Origin of the sequence: Pseudomonas putida (genome assembly GCF_028682175.1) — a bacterium.
GTDB classification, from domain to species: domain Bacteria; phylum Pseudomonadota; class Gammaproteobacteria; order Pseudomonadales; family Pseudomonadaceae; genus Aquipseudomonas; species Aquipseudomonas putida_AD.
This window is the reverse complement of record NZ_JANHKS010000041.1, coordinates 16,350-33,740: the sequence shown is the minus strand read 5'-3', so window position 1 is coordinate 33,740 and position 17,391 is coordinate 16,350. Positions and strand designations below refer to the sequence as shown.

The 17,391-nt window shown below is 62.6% G+C and carries 16 protein-coding genes; 8 read left to right on the top strand and 8 right to left on the bottom strand.

The window, feature by feature from the left end:
* Positions 1-5 precede the first annotated feature (5 nt).
* From NPS29_RS22495 to ggt, 4 genes are all read left to right on the top strand, one after another.
* A complete protein-coding gene (locus NPS29_RS22495) occupies positions 6-1,604 on the top strand; it encodes a GMC family oxidoreductase (protein ID WP_274135205.1) in 1,599 nt (532 codons plus the stop codon).
* Positions 1,605-1,787: 183 nt separating this feature from the next.
* Positions 1,788-2,267: a pantetheine-phosphate adenylyltransferase gene (coaD, locus tag NPS29_RS22490; protein WP_274135204.1), complete on the top strand. Its 480-nt coding sequence runs from the start codon at positions 1,788-1,790 to the stop codon at positions 2,265-2,267.
* A gap of 99 nt (positions 2,268-2,366) precedes the next feature.
* Positions 2,367-2,618, top strand: a complete 252-nt coding sequence (locus NPS29_RS22485) for a YfhL family 4Fe-4S dicluster ferredoxin (protein WP_081565136.1) — start codon at positions 2,367-2,369, stop codon at positions 2,616-2,618.
* A gap of 79 nt (positions 2,619-2,697) precedes the next feature.
* Complete coding sequence (ggt, locus tag NPS29_RS22480; protein ID WP_274135200.1) at positions 2,698-4,440, top strand: gamma-glutamyltransferase; 1,743 nt, start codon at positions 2,698-2,700, stop codon at positions 4,438-4,440.
* On the opposite strand, the gene NPS29_RS22475 is transcribed toward ggt, so the two are convergent.
* The 3 genes from NPS29_RS22475 to NPS29_RS22465 form a co-directional block, all read right to left on the bottom strand.
* Complete coding sequence (locus NPS29_RS22475; protein ID WP_274135198.1) at positions 4,422-4,760, bottom strand: multidrug transporter; 339 nt, start codon at positions 4,758-4,760, stop codon at positions 4,422-4,424. The genes ggt and NPS29_RS22475 overlap by 19 nt on opposite strands.
* Positions 4,761-4,982: 222 nt before the next feature.
* Entirely contained in the window at positions 4,983-5,795 is an 813-nt protein-coding gene (gene mutM / locus NPS29_RS22470; RefSeq protein WP_274135195.1) for a bifunctional DNA-formamidopyrimidine glycosylase/DNA-(apurinic or apyrimidinic site) lyase, read from the bottom strand.
* Positions 5,796-5,834: 39 nt separating this feature from the next.
* Positions 5,835-6,701: an HDOD domain-containing protein gene (locus NPS29_RS22465; protein WP_274135193.1), complete on the bottom strand. Its 867-nt coding sequence runs from the start codon at positions 6,699-6,701 to the stop codon at positions 5,835-5,837.
* A gap of 168 nt (positions 6,702-6,869) precedes the next feature.
* Here NPS29_RS22465 and NPS29_RS22460 point away from each other — a divergent pair, with 168 nt between their 5' ends.
* On the top strand, positions 6,870-8,066 hold the full coding sequence (locus NPS29_RS22460; RefSeq protein WP_274135191.1) for a class I SAM-dependent rRNA methyltransferase: 1,197 nt from the start codon (positions 6,870-6,872) through the stop codon (positions 8,064-8,066).
* Positions 8,067-8,141: 75 nt separating this feature from the next.
* On the opposite strand, the gene NPS29_RS22455 is transcribed toward NPS29_RS22460, so the two are convergent.
* On the bottom strand, positions 8,142-8,600 hold the full coding sequence (locus tag NPS29_RS22455) for an REP-associated tyrosine transposase (RefSeq protein WP_274135190.1): 459 nt from the start codon (positions 8,598-8,600) through the stop codon (positions 8,142-8,144).
* Positions 8,601-8,772: 172 nt separating this feature from the next.
* Complete coding sequence (locus NPS29_RS22450; protein WP_274135188.1) at positions 8,773-9,498, bottom strand: magnesium transporter; 726 nt, start codon at positions 9,496-9,498, stop codon at positions 8,773-8,775.
* A gap of 457 nt (positions 9,499-9,955) precedes the next feature.
* On the opposite strand from NPS29_RS22450, the gene ilvD reads away from it, so the two are divergent.
* Positions 9,956-11,803 (top strand): dihydroxy-acid dehydratase, encoded by a 1,848-nt coding sequence (ilvD, locus tag NPS29_RS22445; protein WP_274135186.1) that lies wholly within the window; start codon positions 9,956-9,958, stop codon positions 11,801-11,803.
* A 240-nt stretch (positions 11,804-12,043) separates the two neighbouring features.
* Here the strand turns inward: ilvD and NPS29_RS22440 are convergent, their stop codons facing one another.
* From NPS29_RS22440 to NPS29_RS22430, 3 genes are read right to left on the bottom strand one after another with little or no spacing between them, the layout of a single operon-like run.
* The gene (locus NPS29_RS22440; protein WP_274135184.1) at positions 12,044-12,829 is read right to left on the bottom strand and encodes an ABC transporter ATP-binding protein; all 786 of its coding nucleotides are present in this window, start codon (positions 12,827-12,829) and stop codon (positions 12,044-12,046) included.
* On the bottom strand, positions 12,826-13,908 hold the full coding sequence (locus NPS29_RS22435; RefSeq protein WP_425312547.1) for a FecCD family ABC transporter permease: 1,083 nt from the start codon (positions 13,906-13,908) through the stop codon (positions 12,826-12,828). The genes NPS29_RS22440 and NPS29_RS22435 overlap by 4 nt, the downstream gene beginning before the upstream one ends.
* The gene (locus tag NPS29_RS22430; RefSeq protein ID WP_274135238.1) at positions 13,905-15,005 is read right to left on the bottom strand and encodes an ABC transporter substrate-binding protein; all 1,101 of its coding nucleotides are present in this window, start codon (positions 15,003-15,005) and stop codon (positions 13,905-13,907) included. The genes NPS29_RS22435 and NPS29_RS22430 overlap by 4 nt, the downstream gene beginning before the upstream one ends.
* Positions 15,006-15,245: 240 nt before the next feature.
* Here NPS29_RS22430 and NPS29_RS22425 point away from each other — a divergent pair, with 240 nt between their 5' ends.
* Positions 15,246-15,956: a response regulator gene (locus NPS29_RS22425; RefSeq protein ID WP_274135182.1), complete on the top strand. Its 711-nt coding sequence runs from the start codon at positions 15,246-15,248 to the stop codon at positions 15,954-15,956.
* Positions 15,953-17,335: an ATP-binding protein gene (locus NPS29_RS22420; RefSeq protein WP_274135180.1), complete on the top strand. Its 1,383-nt coding sequence runs from the start codon at positions 15,953-15,955 to the stop codon at positions 17,333-17,335. Before NPS29_RS22425 ends, NPS29_RS22420 begins: the two co-directional genes overlap by 4 nt.
* Positions 17,336-17,391: the final 56 nt, after the last annotated feature.

Sequence of the window (17,391 nt, the reverse complement as noted above, 5' to 3'; positions counted from 1 at the left end):
GTTCCATGCCAGTTCCCGACACGTTTCGCGAAGGTCTCGCACGCGGATGGAAAACTCACGATGGCTCGCGCCTTGAGAGCGATCTGACGCTGGAGGCGGATGTCGCCATCATTGGCAGTGGCGCAGGCGGCGGCACCACCGCCGAGATCCTCAGCAGCGCCGGGCTCAAGGTGCTGATCATCGAGGAAGGCCCGCTGAAAACCAGCTCCGACTTCACCCTGCTGGAGGATCAGGCCTACTCGACCCTGTATCAGGAAGGCATTGGCCGAATGAGCAAGGACGGCGCGATCACCATTCTGCAAGGCCGGGCCGTGGGTGGCACGACGCTGGTGAACTGGACGTCGAGCTTCCGCACGCCGGGCCAGACGCTGGAGCACTGGGCGCGGGAACATGGCGTCACGGGTCACAGCGCCGCCGAGATGGCGCCCTGGTTCGACAAGATGGAACAGCGATTGGGCGTAGCGCCCTGGATCATGCCACCGAACGCCAACAACGACGTGATCCGCCAAGGCTGCGAAAAGCTCGGTTACAGCTGGCACGTGATTCCGCGCAACGTGCGCGGCTGCTGGAATCTGGGCTACTGCGGCATGGGCTGCCCGACCAATGCCAAGCAATCGATGCTGGTGACCACCATCCCGGCGATGCTGGATAAGGGCGGCGAGCTGCTGTACCTGAGCCGTGCCCAGCGTCTGATCATCGAGAATGGCAAGGTTACGGGCGTGGAATGCCAGGCGATGGACTCGCGCTGCGTGGCGCCCACCGGACGCAGGATCACCGTGAAGGCGCGCCACACGGTGCTGGCCGGGGGTGGCATCAACAGCCCCGCACTGCTGATGCGTTCCAAGGCTCCCGACCCGCACGAGCGATTGGGCAAACGTACCTTTCTGCACTTGACGGTGTTTTCCGCCGGGCTGTTCGATCAGGTGATAAACCCGTTTTACGGGGCGCCGCAGTCGATCTACTCCGATCATTTCCAGTGGCGTGACGGCGTCACCGGGCCCATGGCCTACAAGCTCGAAGTGCCGCCGTTGCAACCAGCACTGGCCAGCACCCTGCTCGGAAGGTACGGCCCCGCCAATGCCGAGCGCATGGCGCAACTCCCTCACACCCACATGATGCTGGCGCTGCTGCGCGACGGGTTTCATCCGCAGAGCCCGGGTGGCACCGTGCACCTGCGCGGCGACGACACGCCGGTGCTGGATTACCAGGTTTCGCCCTACGCCTGGGAGGGCGTGCGTCGCGCTCTGCACAGCATGGCCGAGATCCAGTTCGCCGGCGGCGCTCGGGCCGTGATGCCGCTGCATGGCGATGCGGACTACGTGAAAACCGCTGCCCAGGCACGCACGCTGATCGACTCTCTGAAGCTGGAAATTTTCCGCACCCGGCTGGGTAGCGCCCATGTGATGGGCGGTTGCGCCATGGGCGAGGACCCCGCGCAGGCCGTGGTCGACAGCCTGGGGCGCCATCATCAGTTGGAGAATCTCTCGGTTCACGACGGCTCGCTGTTCCCCACCAGCATCGGCGCCAACCCGCAGCTGTCGGTGTATGGGCTGACCGCGCAACTGGCGACGGCGCTGGCCGAGCGCCTCAACCCGCCAACTTGATCCGTAGCAGCACGGCTTGCCGGCGGGAGCGGTGTGTCAGTCGATGCATTGGTTGCAGATACACCGCTCCCGCCGGCAAGCCGTGCTGCTACGAAGCGCTCGGCGATAGCCGAAACTTGGCCCCGCGAGCCCGCTACGCTACCATCCCGGTTCCCTTTTGCACTGCGACATCAGGACGATCCGATGAACCGAGCGTTGTACCCAGGCACCTTCGACCCAATCACCCGGGGCCACGGCGATCTGGTCGAGCGCGCCGCTCGCCTGTTCGATCAGGTCGTGATCGCGGTGGCGGCCAGCCCGAAGAAAAACCCGCTGTTCACACTCGATCAACGGGTCGAACTGGCCCGCGAGGTGACCAAACACCTGCCCAACGTCGAAGTCGTGGGCTTTTCCAGTCTGCTGGTGCATTTCGCCAAGGAGCAGAACGCCAACATCCTGCTGCGCGGTTTGCGCGCCGTTTCTGACTTCGAATATGAATTCCAGCTGGCCAACATGAATCGGCAGCTGGCTCCGGACGTCGAAAGTCTTTTTCTCACCCCGTCCGAACGCTATTCATTCATTTCATCTACGCTGGTCAGAGAAATCGCAGCGTTAGGCGGTGATATCAGTAAATTCGTACATCCTGCGGTCGCCCAGGCGCTGAGCGAAAGGTTCAAACCCTAGCCCGGACGTCACGGTCCAGGTGCATATGCAGCGCTAATGCGGCACAATTCGCCGCATTAGTGTTTATATGCCCCGGTGTCGACCGTGGCAGGAGTATCCATGTCCCTGATCATCACCGACGATTGCATCAATTGCGACGTCTGCGAACCCGAGTGCCCGAACGAAGCGATCTCTCAAGGCGAGGAGATCTACGTAATCAACCCGAACCTGTGCACCGAGTGCGTCGGCCATTACGATGAACCGCAATGCCAGCAAGTGTGCCCTGTGGATTGCATTCCGCTGGATGAAAACCACGTGGAGAGCAAGGACGAGCTCATGGCCAAGTACACGTTGATTACCAGTAAGGCATAACCGAAGGCATATCCTGTCGGCATCCGCGCTTTCGCCGAAGACACTGGCTGTAATGCCTGTTGACCTGAGCGAGATACGCATGACATCGAAGCTTTCGCGGGTTCCGTCCTCGGTGGGCGCTGCGCTTTTCCTGTGCGCCTTCACCACCCAGGCCAGCCCGGATCATCCGGATCAGGCGGCTATCGCCAGCCCCCACCCCATTGCGACCGCCGCCGGTCGGGAAATTCTGGTCGATGGGGGTAACGCCTTCGACGCCGCCATCGCCATCAGCGCGACCCTTGCCGTGGTCGAGCCCTACGGCTCGGGAATGGGTGGCGGCGGCTTCTTTCTGCTGCGTCAGGCCGGGGAGCCTGTGCAGTACCAGTTCCTGGACGCGCGGGAAAAAGCGCCACTCAAGTCCAAGAGCAAGATGTTCTACCGCCATGGCATCGCCCAGCCCGATCTTTCCCTGAACGGCCCGATGGCCGCAGCCATTCCCGGTCTACCTGCCGCGCTGGTCGAACTGGCCGAGCGTTATGGCCGCCTGCCGCTCACCATCTCTCTGGCCCCGGCCATCCGCATCGCCTACCGCGGCTTCAAGGTCGATGAGGTCTATCGCGATCGCGCCAGTTGGCGGCTGTTTGCGCTGCGGGAGAACAAGGAAAGCGCCCGGCTGTTCCTGCGTAACAACGACGTGCCGGAGCTGGGCGAGATCATCAAGCAACCGGAACTGGCCCAGACCCTGGACCGTCTGGCCGATAAAGGCCGCGCAGGTTTCTACAGTGGGCTGACGGCCCAGGCGATGGTGAGCGGGGTTCGGGCGGCGGGTGGGGTCTGGAACTACCACGATTTCGAAGAATACGACGTCATCACCCGCACGCCGCTGCGCTTCCAGTTGGCGGATCAGCGCGAACTCATAAGCGCCCCGCCACCCTCGGCCGGCGGCGTGGCGCTGGCGCAGAGCCTGTACATGTTGCAGCAATTGCCGTGGCGCGAGTCCGAGAAGGTGCAGCGCGCCCATTATGTGGTCGAGGTGCTGCGCCGGGCCTATCGCGACAGGGTGCTGTTCGGCGATCCTGATTTCGTGCCCAACCCGGTGGCGCAGGTACTTGCCCCGGACTATCTGATGGAACTGGCCACCAGCATCGACCCGCACCGGGCCACGCCCAACAACATCCTGCCGCCCGCCCCGCGCTGGCGTGAAGGGGACAACACCAGCCACTTTGCCGTGCTCGACAACGAAGGCAACGCCGTCGCCGCGACCCTGTCACTGAACCTGCCGTTTGGCTCGACCTTCACCGTGCCGGGTACCGGGGTGATTCTCAATGACGAGATGGATGACTTCGCCGTCGATCCCAAGGGCAGCAACACCTACGGTCTGGTCGGCAGCCAGGCGAACATCATCGAACCGGGCAAGCGCCCGCTGTCGAGCATGAGCCCCAGTTTCATCGAAGGCCCGAACGCGTTCACCGCCTTTGGCACGCCAGGGGGCAGCCGGATTCCCAGCATGGTGCTGCTGTCGATGCTGCAGTACCTGGACGAACAGCCCATCGCCAACTGGGCATCGGTGCCGCGCTATCACCACCAGTACATTCCTGACGTGATGGAGTATGAGCCGGGGGCGTTTACGGAAGAGGAACTGGCCGACTTGCGCGAACGCGGCTATCGGCTGCGGGAGACCAAGCGCGACTTCGGCAATCAGCAGGTGCTGCTGTGGCGCAAGAACAACGCCCGCGTGGAAGCCGCGAGCGATCCTCGCGGCATCGGGGTTTCAGAGATATTCAAACCGACTGCGCCATTGAGCTTGATGCGGGCCTGCGCCGATCAGTCGTGCTTGCCGTAGCCGCTGGTGGTGCAGCCCAGGCAGCGCACGAACGCGGCCTTGCCCGGATCGACCACCAGCGCCTTGCCGGTGGCGCCGAGGTTGCCGCCTGCGGCCGCGAACGGCGAGGCGATGACGAACAGGCCGGCGCCCAGCACGGTCGCGACAATCAATAGCGGGCGGGCGACCAGCAAGTCGCCGATCATCGCGTAGGCTGGCGGATTCTGGATCTGATAGACGGGATCATCCCCGCCCGAGGCCTCGACCTGAGCCATGGCAGGTGTCATCTGCAAACCAAAAAACAGGGCCAGGGTAGCAGCGAGAATGCGAAACGGGCTCATGGCGTGGTCCTTCAGGCTCGGCAAATAGTGATGCTGCTCACTATAAACAGGGATGGGGGTTAAGCAAGCGAGCAGCCGCGCAATTATCGTAAAACCTGGTATCAGCCGCGCCACATATCTTGTGGGAGCTGGCTTGCCTGCGAAGGCGGTGAATCAGCACCCGGTGGGCTGTCTGACACGCCGCCTTCGCTGGCAAGCCAGCTCCCACAGAAAAGCAGCAGGTTACTTCTGACACTTGGGGCAATACACGCTCGCCCGCTGCCCCAGCTTCACCTCGCGCATCGTCGTGCCGCAGACCTTGCACGGCTCTTCGCCACGACCATAGGCAAACAGCTCCTGCTGGAAATAACCGGGCTGGCCGTCGCCGCCAATAAAGTCCCGCAGCGTCGTACCGCCACGCTCGATGGCAGCGGCCAGGATTCGTTTGATCTCGACCGCCAGCTTTATATAGCGCGCCTTGGAAATGCTCTTGGCCTCGCGCCGCGGATCAATGCCCGCCGCGAACAGCGCTTCGGTCGCGTAGATATTGCCCACGCCCACCACCACGGCGTTGTCCATGATGAACGGCTTGACCGCCATCGAACGGCCACGGGACAGCTCGAACAGGCGCAGGCCGTCGAACAGGTCGGTCAGCGGCTCAGGCCCTAGGCGCACCAGCAATTCGTGATTGTGCGGATCGAGGCTCCAGAGCATCGCGCCGAAACGACGAGGGTCGGTGTAGCGCAGGGCAAGGCCCGACTCCAGCTCGATGTCCACGTGTTCGTGCTTGAGCGCAGGCAGCCCCGCCTCCACCAGCCGCAGATTGCCGGACATCCCAAGATGGCTGATCAGCGTGCCCACCTCGGCCTGGATCAGCAGGTACTTGGCCCTGCGCTCCACGATCACGATTTTCTGGCCGGACAGGCGCACGTCCAGATCTTCCGGAATCGGCCAGCGCAGGCGGCGATCACGCACGATCACGCGGCTGACGCGCTGTCCTTCCAGATGAGGGGCGATGCCCCTACGGGTGGTTTCGACTTCAGGCAATTCAGGCATGGGGCAACTCGATGAGGGACAGACGCAAGGCCCGCAGAATCAGTGCGAGCTCAGTTCACGAAGGCTTTCCTTGAGGTTCTCGAAGTCGTAGTCCGACAGCCCCACGTAATCGAGGATCAGGTGGCCGATGCTGTTCCACTCATGATCGACCACCTGGTTGCCCAGCACACGATGGGAAGAGCAGATGTGCTCGGCCATCTTCAGGATCGCCAGCAGGTTCTTGAGGGGGGCATTGCGGCCCGACTCGTCCTGGAAGATCGCCAGCGCATTGTGGTGGTTGGCGATGGCATTGCTGACATGTTCAGGCAAACGCCAAGACTTGGCAGTGAAATAGCCGACAACGGCGTGGTTGGTGTTGAGAATGCGGTTTTCGGTGTCCACCACCCGAGACTCTGGCCCGGCCTTGGCATAAGCCTCTTCGAGCACGTTCATGTACTCGGGAAAACGCTTGAGCATCAAGGGCACACCGCAATCGTGGAACAGACCCAGCGCGTAGGATTCATCCACGGTTTGCGAGCCGATGCGCTTGGCCAGCGTCAGACTGGTCATGGCCACGTCCTGGGCGGTGTCCCAGAAGCGGTTGAGCACCACGATGGTCTCGTCGCTCATCTCACCCTTGATCGACTGCGCATTGATCAGGTTGATGATCGAGCGGCTGCCCAGCAGATTGACCGCGCGCTGGATCGAGGCAATCTTGTTGGCCAGGCCGTAATGGGCCGAGTTGACGATCTTGAGCAAAGCCCCGGACAGCCCCGGATCCTGCGCAATCAACCGGGCGATGACACCCAGGTCAGGGTCGGGCATGTACTGCTCCATCTGCAAATCCACCATGATTTGCGGCTGGGGCGGGACGCTGATGCCTTGCAACGCCTGCTGGATCTGCTCGGAAGTAAGCTCTTGGGACATAAGTACACACTCGGGGTCAGGGGGCGATTTTAACCCTTACCGCCCATGCTACGACAACCGTTGATACAGTCTCTGGATCCGACAGACCGTCAGCCAGTTAATTCACAGCGGCACGCCCGCAGGCCGGATCACGGGTTATAATCCCGCTCTTTTTTCCGGAGCGACGTCATGTCCCTGCCTAGCTTGCGCCTCAAGCCCAACGCCGACCGTCGCCTTCGCGCCGGTCACCTGTGGATCTACAGCAACGAGATCGACGTTGCCGCCACGCCGCTCAACGGCTTCGCTCCAGGCGCCCAGGCGATCCTTGAAACCGCCGGCGGCAAACCGCTGGGCATCGTCGCCCTGAGCCCGAACAACCTGATTTGCGCACGCCTGCTGTCGCGCGACGTCAAGCTGCCGCTGGACAAATCGCTGCTGGTGCACCGCCTGAACGTGTGCCTGTCGCTGCGCGAGCGCCTGTTCGACAAGCCGTTCTATCGCTTGGTCTACGGTGATTCCGACCTGCTGCCAGGCCTGGTGGTCGACCGTTTTGGCGACATCCTGGTGGTGCAACTGGCTTCCGCGACCATGGAAGAGCACAAGGACGACGTGCTGGCCGCATTGATTCAAGTGCTCAAGCCAAGCGGCATCCTGCTTAAGAACGACTCGGCGGCGCGTGACGCCGAAGGCCTGAACCGGTACGTCGAAACCGCCTTCGGCCTGGTGCCGGAGTGGGTTGCGCTGGAAGAAAACGGCGTGAAGTTCGAGGCCCCGGTGATGGAAGGCCAGAAGACCGGCTGGTTCTACGACCACCGCATGAACCGCGCGCGCCTGGCGCCGTACGTCAAGGGCAAGCGGGTACTGGACCTGTTCAGCTACATCGGTGGCTGGGGTGTGCAGGCCGGTGCATTCGGTGCCAGCGAAGTGTTCTGCGTCGACGCCTCGGGCTTCGCCCTTGATGGCGTGGAGCGCAACGCGACCCTGAACGGCTTTGCCGATAAAGTCACCTGCGTGGAAGGCGACGTGTTCGAGGCGCTTAAAGAGCTGAAAGCGGCTGAAGAGCGTTTCGACGTGATCGTCGCCGACCCGCCTGCGTTCATCAAACGCAAGAAAGACCTGAAGAACGGCGAAGGCGCCTACCGTCGCCTGAACGAACAGGCCATGCGCCTGCTGAGCAAGGACGGCATCCTGGTGAGCGCTTCCTGCTCGATGCACCTGCCGGAAGACGACCTGCAGAACATCCTCCTGACCAGCGCCCGCCACCTGGACCGCAACATCCAGCTCCTGGAACGCGGCGGCCAGGGCCCGGACCACCCGGTACACCCGGCAATCCCGGAAACGCGGTACATCAAGAGCATTACTTGTCGGTTGTTGCCCAATAGCTAAAAAACATCGCGAGCAAGCTCACTCCTACAGGATCTACGCATGACCTGTAGGAGTGAGCTTGCTCGCGATTCGCTCCTACAGCCAGATTGCATCCCACAGCGGATAGTCTCCGATCCTGCGCACAAGCCCGGCCCGCAATGGGTTCGCCACTACATACCTCGCCATCCTCAACAGATCATCCTCACTGCGCAGAGCACGGTCGTAAAAACCTCGTTGCCAAAGTTGCGTATGCCCACCCCTCACGCTGTTGACCGAGCGGGCGCTGCGCGACTTGACTCGCTGCATGAGCGGGGTCAACTGACTATCTTTCAGTGCCATAAGCCAATGCAGGTGATCAGGCATGACAACCCAGGCCATCGAGTCCGCCATCCCTGACTCTTGAGCCGCTCGCAACTCCTCCACCACCAAGCGCCCCAAACGCCAATCCGCGAACACCGGCGTTCGGCCCTGAGTCACGGACGTAATGAGGTAGATCCTTCCGGGTTCAGAATAACGCCCGTTGCGTAGGGTCTTTCCTTTTGGAAAATCTGGCATGCCTTTGCCTCATTTTAGAATCGTCTAGTGAGGCTAGTTATGTTCATAGGAGGCTGGTGCGGGTCAGTTATGCCGGATGTGTCTGAGACATCATCGCGAGCAAGCTCACTCCTACAGGTCATGCGTAGATCCTGTAGGAGTGAGCTTGCTCGCGATAAAGCCTGGCACGGCCTCAAAGCCCCAGAATCACCGAAGCAATCCCGAAATACACCAACACCCCCGCCGCATCGGCAATCGAGGTAATCAGCGGGCCGCTGGCCACTGCCGGGTCCATGTTCAGGCGGCTGAACAGGAAGGGCAGGCTCAGGCCGATCAGGCTGCCGACCAGCACGATCACCAGCATGCTGCTGGCGACGACCATGGAAATCTCCCAGCCCCCACGTACCGCACCCAGAAATGCCACGGCCACCGCCATGGTCACGCCCAGCGCCAGGGCCACCGAGCATTCGCGCCACAGCAAGCGCAGCCAGTCCTTGATGACCACTTCACCGGTCGCCAGGCCCCGCACCATCAGGGTCGCCGATTGCGCACCCGCGTTGCCGCCGCTGTCCACCAGCAATGGCAGGAAGAACACCAGCACGATATTGGCCGCGATCACGTCTTCGAAGGCTGCGATGCCCGCGCCGGAAAACAGGTTGCCGAACACCAGCAGCACCAGCCACAGCACGCGCTTGCGATACAGGAAGGCAGCGGTGGCCGTGCTCAGGTTGCCAAGGGGTGTGGAGATCAAGGCGCCCTTGTGGAAGTCTTCGGTGGCTTCCACGGCGGCATCGGTATTGAGCCGACCCAGGACGTCAGCACGCTTGTCATGAGGCAGCGCGTCCAGATGCGCAGCGATTTCGGCTGCGGACAGGTCGGTGAAAGAGGTGTTGCCGTGTACGAGGTCAAATGTAGTCATGCTTCTCTCCAGGCGGCCGCGCAGGCCACCCGGAAAGCCGACCACGTCAGCTCACAGGCAAGCCCGCCGCCGCTGCGGTCGGTGCCAGATTGTTCGTTCCGGAGGAACTTGAACTGGGGTGGTCCATTGAGGGATTTCTCGTAGGCCGCACATGCGGCGCGGGGATAGTAACCAAGCGGGCGCGATGACAAAACCCGTGCAAATGATTTTCAGAAACGTCCTACAAGCGCATTCCAGACCGCCCCTGATCGGTCTTGGCATTCCATCGGCACGCAAGCGGTGTAGAATCGGCGTATTCATCGCCAATCATCCCCGGCGGGTTTATGAGCTCCGGTCAAGCGCAGCGATCCTGTGGCGTCACCGACCTCATCCGCGACGGCAGCTACCTGTCGCCGTTGCAATGGACCAAGAGAAGCTCACTCCCTGTTTAAACCTGATTAGCCGCCCGGAGTGCTCCATGCCTGATTATCGTTCGAAAACATCCACCCATGGCCGCAACATGGCCGGCGCACGTGCCCTGTGGCGCGCCACGGGTATGAAAGACGAAGACTTCAAGAAACCGATCATCGCCATCGCCAACTCGTTCACCCAGTTCGTGCCAGGCCATGTGCACCTCAAGGACCTGGGCCAGTTGGTCGCCCGCGAGATCGAAAAAGCCGGCGGTGTGGCGAAAGAATTCAACACCATCGCGGTCGATGACGGCATCGCCATGGGCCACGACGGCATGCTGTATTCGCTGCCTAGCCGCGAAATCATCGCCGACTCCGTGGAGTACATGGTCAACGCGCACTGCGCCGACGCCATCGTCTGCATCTCCAACTGCGACAAGATCACCCCCGGCATGCTGATGGCCGCCCTGCGCCTGAACATCCCGGTGATCTTCGTGTCCGGCGGCCCGATGGAAGCCGGCAAGACCAAACTGGCCAGCCACGGCCTGGACCTGGTCGATGCGATGGTCATCGCCGCGGACTCCACCGCCTCCGACGAGAAAGTCGCCGAATACGAGCGTAGCGCCTGCCCGACCTGCGGTTCGTGCTCCGGCATGTTCACCGCCAACTCCATGAACTGCCTGACCGAGGCCCTGGGCCTGGCATTGCCTGGCAACGGTTCGACCCTGGCCACCCACAGCGACCGCGAGCAGCTTTTCCTGCAGGCTGGCCGCACCATCGTCGAGCTGTGCAAGACCTACTATCGCGACAACGATGACTCGGTACTGCCGCGCAACATCGCCAACTTCAAGGCTTTCGAAAACGCGATGACCCTGGACATCGCCATGGGTGGTTCGACCAACACCATCCTGCACCTGCTGGCCGCCGCCCAGGAAGCCGAGATCGCGTTCGACCTGCGCGACATCGATCGCCTGTCGCGCCGTGTGCCGCAGTTGTGCAAGGTCGCGCCGAACATCCAGAAGTACCACATGGAAGACGTGCACCGCGCCGGCGGCATCTTCAGCATCCTCGGTTCGCTGGCCCGTGGCGGCCTGCTGCACACCGACCTGCCGACCGTGCACGCCAAGTCAATGGAAGAAGCTATCGCCAAGTGGGACATCACCCAGACTGACGACGAAGCGGTTCACCACTTCTTCAAGGCAGGCCCGGCCGGCATCCCGACGCAGACCGCATTCAGCCAGTCGACACGCTGGGAAACCCTGGACGACGACCGCGAGAACGGCTGCATCCGCAGCGTCGAGCACGCCTATTCGCAAGAAGGCGGCCTGGCCGTGCTGTACGGCAACATCGCGCTGGACGGCTGCGTGGTGAAAACCGCCGGTGTGGACGAATCGATTCACGTGTTCGAAGGCAACGCGAAGATCTTCGAAAGCCAGGACAGCGCCGTACGCGGCATCCTCGCTGACGAAGTGAAGGCCGGCGACATCGTCATCATCCGTTACGAAGGTCCGAAAGGCGGCCCGGGCATGCAGGAAATGCTCTACCCGACTTCCTACCTGAAATCCAAGGGCCTGGGCAAAGCCTGTGCGCTGCTGACCGACGGCCGCTTCTCGGGCGGTACTTCCGGCCTGTCCATCGGCCACGCTTCGCCGGAAGCTGCAGCCGGTGGCGCGATTGGCCTGGTGCGCGACGGTGACAAGGTGCTGATCGACATTCCGAACCGTGGCATCAACCTGTTGGTGTCCGACGAAGAACTGGCCGCCCGCCGCGCCGAGCAGGACAAGAAAGGCTGGAAGCCGGTCGAGTCGCGTCCACGCAAGGTGACCACCGCGCTCAAGGCCTACGCCCTGCTGGCGACCAGTGCCGACAAAGGCGCTGTGCGTGACAAGGCCATGCTGGACAAGCTGGTGCCGTAAACGGCGTTCAGTGCAGCAAAGAAAAGCCCGGCAGCGATGCCGGGCTTTTTGTTTGTACACAGCACCTGTAGGAGTGAGCTTGCTCGCGATAGCGTCCGATCGTTCAATGCAGCATTGACTGGCCGAATGCAATCGCGAGCAAGCTCACTCCTACAGGATCGGTGCCCAGCCTTCAGGAATCGGTGACGGACACACCGCGGTCGCGGGCAAGCGCGCTCCTACGGGTGGATCAAAGACATCTCACGCCAACGCCCCATCCACCAGCACCTGAATGCTCCCTTGCGAGCAAAGCTCGACCCGTCCCTGCACGCCATAAACATCAGCAAGCAACCCTGGCGTGAGAATCTGCCCGGCGCTACCAAAGGCAAACAACTGCCCATCCCGCAGCACCGCGAGCTGGTCGGCATGCCGGGCTGCGAGGCTGATGTCATGCAGCACCACCACGGCGATCAATTGATGTTCACGCACCATGTCCCGCACGCTGGCCATGACCTTGAGCTGGTAATTCAGATCCAGCGCGCTGGTCGGCTCGTCCAGCAGCATGACCGTCGGGCGGCGAGCGATGAGTTGCGCCAGGCTGACCAGTTGCCGCTGCCCGCCAGAAAGCCCGTTCAACAGCTGATCGGCCAGATGGGTGATGCCGATCCGCTGCAAGGCCCGATACGCCTCGCGCAGACAGCCTTCGCTGGACAAGGGCACACCATTGAAAGCCCCGGCGCGCAACGCCGCGATCACGCTTTCCATGACGCTGAGCGACAGCCCCGGCGGCAGGTTCTGCGGCATGTAGGCGATCTGTCGTGCACGCTCGGCGATGGACACATCGTTCAGCGCACGACCTTGAAGGCTGACCTCCCCGCTCATCCTTTCCAGCCCCGCCACGGCGCGCAGCAAGGTCGATTTGCCTGCGCCATTCGGGCCGATCAGCGCAGTCACGGTGCCCGGTTGCAGATCCGGCAACGACAAACCGCGCACCACCTGTCGCCGCCCGTAACTGACGCAGGCATCGCGCACGCTCAGGCCACTCATAGCTGCCTCCCGCGCTTGAACACCAGAAACACAAAAATCGGCACGCCGACCAACGCTGTCACAATCCCGACCGGCACGATCACACCGGGCATGATCAACTTGCTGGCGATCGACGACAGCGACAGCAACAACGCGCCGACCAGGGCGCTGGCCGGGAACAGAAAGCGCTGATCCTCGCCCACCAGAATCCTGGCGATATGCGGTCCCACCAGCCCGACAAAACCGATGGTGCCGACAAACGCCACGGCGGTGGCCGACAGCAGGCTGATCCGCAGCAGGGAAAACAGTCGCAGGCGACGCACATCGATACCGAAGCTCTGGGCACGGTCCTCGCCCATGCGCAGCAGCGTCATGCGCGAGGAGGCGGCGAACGACATCGGCATCACCACCACCAAAACCAGCGCCAGCATCCCGAGCTTGTCCCAGTTGGCCCGCGCCACGCTGCCCAGGCTCCAGAACACCAATTGTTGCAACACATCTTCGGTGGCCACCAGTTGCAGCAGCGCCACCAGCGCGTTGCAACTGAACACCAGCGCAATGCCGAACAGCACCAGGCTTTCCACCCCCGCGCCGCGCAATCGCGACATGGCTTGCAGCAGAAAAACCGAGGCGCAGGCGAACACGAAGGCTGCGACCGTCACGGCAGCATTTCCCGACAGCCAACTGAACGACAGTGGAAACACGATCACCAGCGAGGCGCCCAGCGCGGCCGCCGACGACACACCCAGAGTGAAGGGGCTGGCCAGCGGGTTGTTGAGGATCGCCTGCATTTCCGCACCGGCCAGCGACAACGCGCAACCCACCAGCACCGCCATCAGCGCGTAGGGCAGGCGCACGTTCCAGATGATGATGCGGTCGGTGATAGCCAGATGCTCGGGATGCAGCACGCCATCGAGCAAGGTGCCCAGGCTCATGCCGGACGGCCCGGTGGTCAGATCGATGAGCATGGCGAAAACCAGCACCAGCGCCAGTCCCGCCAGTAGCCAGAAACGCCGCGCCAGCAGCCGTCGATAACCCTGGCTTGCGGCTTCAAGACCTGCCGGAGCGTGCTCGGGCAGGCCATGTGCTTGAGAGGTCACTTCTGCTGATCGATCCAGTACTGGCCCGACAGCGGCGTTTGCAGGAACTGCTGGTTCATCTCGGCCATGGTCTGCTGCGGGTCCAGGTCCTTGAACTTCGCCGGGCTGATCCACTTGGCGAGGGCTTCGATGGCCAGGATGTTGTACGGCGAGTTATAGAAGTCATGCCACAGGCCATGGGCCTGACCGTCGCGGATCGGGCGCAGGTCCTTGAACTCGGGGCGCGCCAGCACTTTGGCGAACGCCGCCTGGGCCGGAGCAGGCTGCACACCCGCGCCCAGCAGCAAGCCCGGTTCGTGGTTGCCGGTGGCGATGTAGATGTCCGGATCGGCCTTGAGCGCGTACTCGACGCTGACGTCGCCCAGCGCACCCGGCACCACACCTTCGGCGATGTTGCGCCCGCCCACCAGCTTGATGATTTCACCCATGCCGCTCTTGCCCGTGGTATGCCCCGGGGCCTGCCAGGCGCCGGCCAGCAGTTCAAGGAAGACGCTCGGACGCTGGCTGTCATCGATCTTGCCCACGGTGTCGATTACACGCTTGAGGTGCTGGTCATAGAAATCGATGTAGGCGGCCGCTTCCTTGTCGCGACCCAGCGCCCGGCCCAGCGCCATCATGCTGGTGCGGGTGCCTTCGACGGGCTTGATGCGAAAGTCCACGAACAACACCGGAATGCCCGCCGCTGCCAGCGTGTCGGCCACCGGGCTGTGTTCGGTCGGACCATGGCCGGAAATGCTGAACACGGCCAGATCGGGTTTGAGGCTGAGGATTTCTTCAGCGCTGACGCTCTGCTCAGAGGCCTGGCCGATCAGCGGAATCTTGCTGACCTCGGGAAATTTTGCCGCATAGGCCTTGTAGGTGTTCGGGTCCAGCTTCTTCAGATCGGCCTGCCAGCCGACGATGCGCTTGAAGGGCCCGTCGCGATCAAGCAACGCAAATACGGAAATCAGGCGGCCCTCGCCCAGCACCACACGCTGAACATGGTCGGACACCTGCACCTTGCGCCCCAGCACATCGGTGACTTCCTTGGCCGAGGCCAGCGGGATCTGGGCCAGACAGGCGCCCAACAGCAAGACCAACGCAGCAGTGCCGCGCATCGAGAGGAAAGTTTTGAACACGCACGTCTCCAGATTACAATGACTCGCATTTACAACGGCCAGTCTAAAGAGCAGCGCAGTTCGGGTCGGGCCAACTTTGTATTGGTGATGCAGGAATTCGCCGCCCACAACATTCCATTACATTTGCTCCGCCCGCTGGTTGGCTTTTTCGGTAGGACAACGCCCAGCGGGCGTCTCGGCAGGGCTGCCCTTTCTCGACTCACAGGCACAGCGTCCCTTATGTCCAGGCAAGACCACGTTTTGATCGTCGATGACGATCCGGAAATCCGGCAACTGCTTGCAGAGTATCTGCGCGATGCGGGCTATCAGACGTCCACTGCGTGCGACGGCAAGGAAATGCGCCGCCGCCTTGAGCTGAACGTCATCGACCTGATCGTGCTGGACGTGATGCTGCCCGGTGAAGACGGCCTGAGCCTGTGCCGCGAACTGCGCACCACCTCCAATACACCGGTGATCATGCTCACTGCACGGGGCAGCCTGATCGACCGCATCGTCGGCCTTGAAATCGGCGCCGACGACTACCTGCCCAAACCCTTCGACCCTCGCGAGCTGCTGGTGCGGATCAAGGTGGTGCTGCGTCGGGTGCAGAGTTTCCCTGAACGCGCCCGCGTCGACGAAACCCCGTTCGTGACCTTCGATGGCTGGCAACTGGACACCCGCGCCCGCCAGGTGCTGTCGCCTGAAGGGCTGGTGATCAGCCTGGGCAACTCCGACTACCGGGTGCTGCGCTTGCTGTTGCAGCACCCCAACCGCCCGTTGAGCCGCGATTTTCTGCTCAACCACGTGTTCGAGAAGAACAGCACGCCGTTCGACCGCTCCATCGATGTCTGCGTCAGCCGGTTGCGCCAACAACTTGACCCCAAGCTGATAAAGACCGTGCGCAACGAAGGCTACATGCTCACCGCAACCGCCGTGGCCAGCGCCTCGTGAGACTCTGGCCGCGCACGCTGTACGGGCGCCTGGTCATCATTCTGGTCACGGGGATGGTCGCGGCGCAGATCGCCACCAGCAGCATCTGGTACGACGTGCGCCACAGCCAGGTGCTGGAAATCCCCACGCGCCTGATCGCCAGTCGGCTGGCCGACATCGTTCGGGTGATTCACATCGAGCCCACCCACACCAACGGCTTCATCGGCCACCTCAATACGCCGGACTTCCGCCTGCAATTCATCGAAGCTCCAAGGCCACGGACCGAGAAGCTGAGCAGCGCCGACCAGGCCACCGAGCGCCTGCTGAACAATGTCATCGAGCAGCGCACGGGCATCGCCAGCGACTTGCGCTTGCTGCACCTGTCGCTGCTCGACGATCAGGGCAACGCCGCCGGGATGAGCACGCTGTTCGGCTCAAGCCCTGCTGCCGGGATGTTCAACATTGAGCTGCACTTGCCGGACGGTCGCTGGCTGCAGGTGCGCGCCCGCGAAGATCAGGGCTGGACCAGCCTGACGCCGGTGCAGGTGATGTTCGATTACTTCCTGCGCATTTACCTGGTGCGGATCATCCTGCTGACGATCATCGTCCTGCTCGCGGTGCGCCTGGCCATTCGCCCGCTGACCGAGCTGACCAACGCCGCTCAGGCCCTGGGCCGGGACATCAAGCGCGCACCGCTGGCACTGGACGGCCCGCTTGAGGTGCGCCGCGCGGCCAGGGCGTTCAACAGCATGCAGCAGCGGTTGATCGCCAACCTGCGGGAGCGCACGCGGTTTCTCGCGGCGATCTCCCACGACCTGCGCTCGCCCATCACCCGCCTGCGGCTGCGCACCGAAATGCTCGCCGATGAACAGACCCGCGAGCGCTTTCGCAAGGATCTGGAAGACATGGAGAACATGGTGTCGTCGACGCTGGAGTTCGTCAGCAGCGGCGAGATCAACGAGAGTCGCCAGAGCGTGGACATCAACGCGCTGCTGCAAAGCCTGCAGGCCGACTTTCAGGACATGCACGCCCAGGTGGCCCTGCACGGCTCGGCGCTGCAACCCTTGCCTGCCTATTCGCGCAGCCTGAAACGTTGTGTGCAGAATTTGCTGGAGAACGCTATTCGCTACGGGCATCAGGCGGACATCTTCATCGAGGATCAACCCGAGCGATTGCGCATCGTGATCGCCGACCAGGGCCCGGGCATTCCGGAAGATCAGCTGGAGCAGGTGGTCGAGCCGTTCTATCGGCTGGAAAGCTCGCGTAACGCCGGTACTGGCGGCTACGGCCTGGGCCTGAGCATCGCCCACACCGTGGCAGCGGCCCATGACGGGCGTTTGCGATTACGCAACCGCGAGAGCGGCGGGCTGGAAGCGATTCTGGATTTGCCCCGCATCTGAATCACACACAAACCCTGTAGGAGTGAGCTTGCTCGCGATAGCGTCAAGTCAGTCAA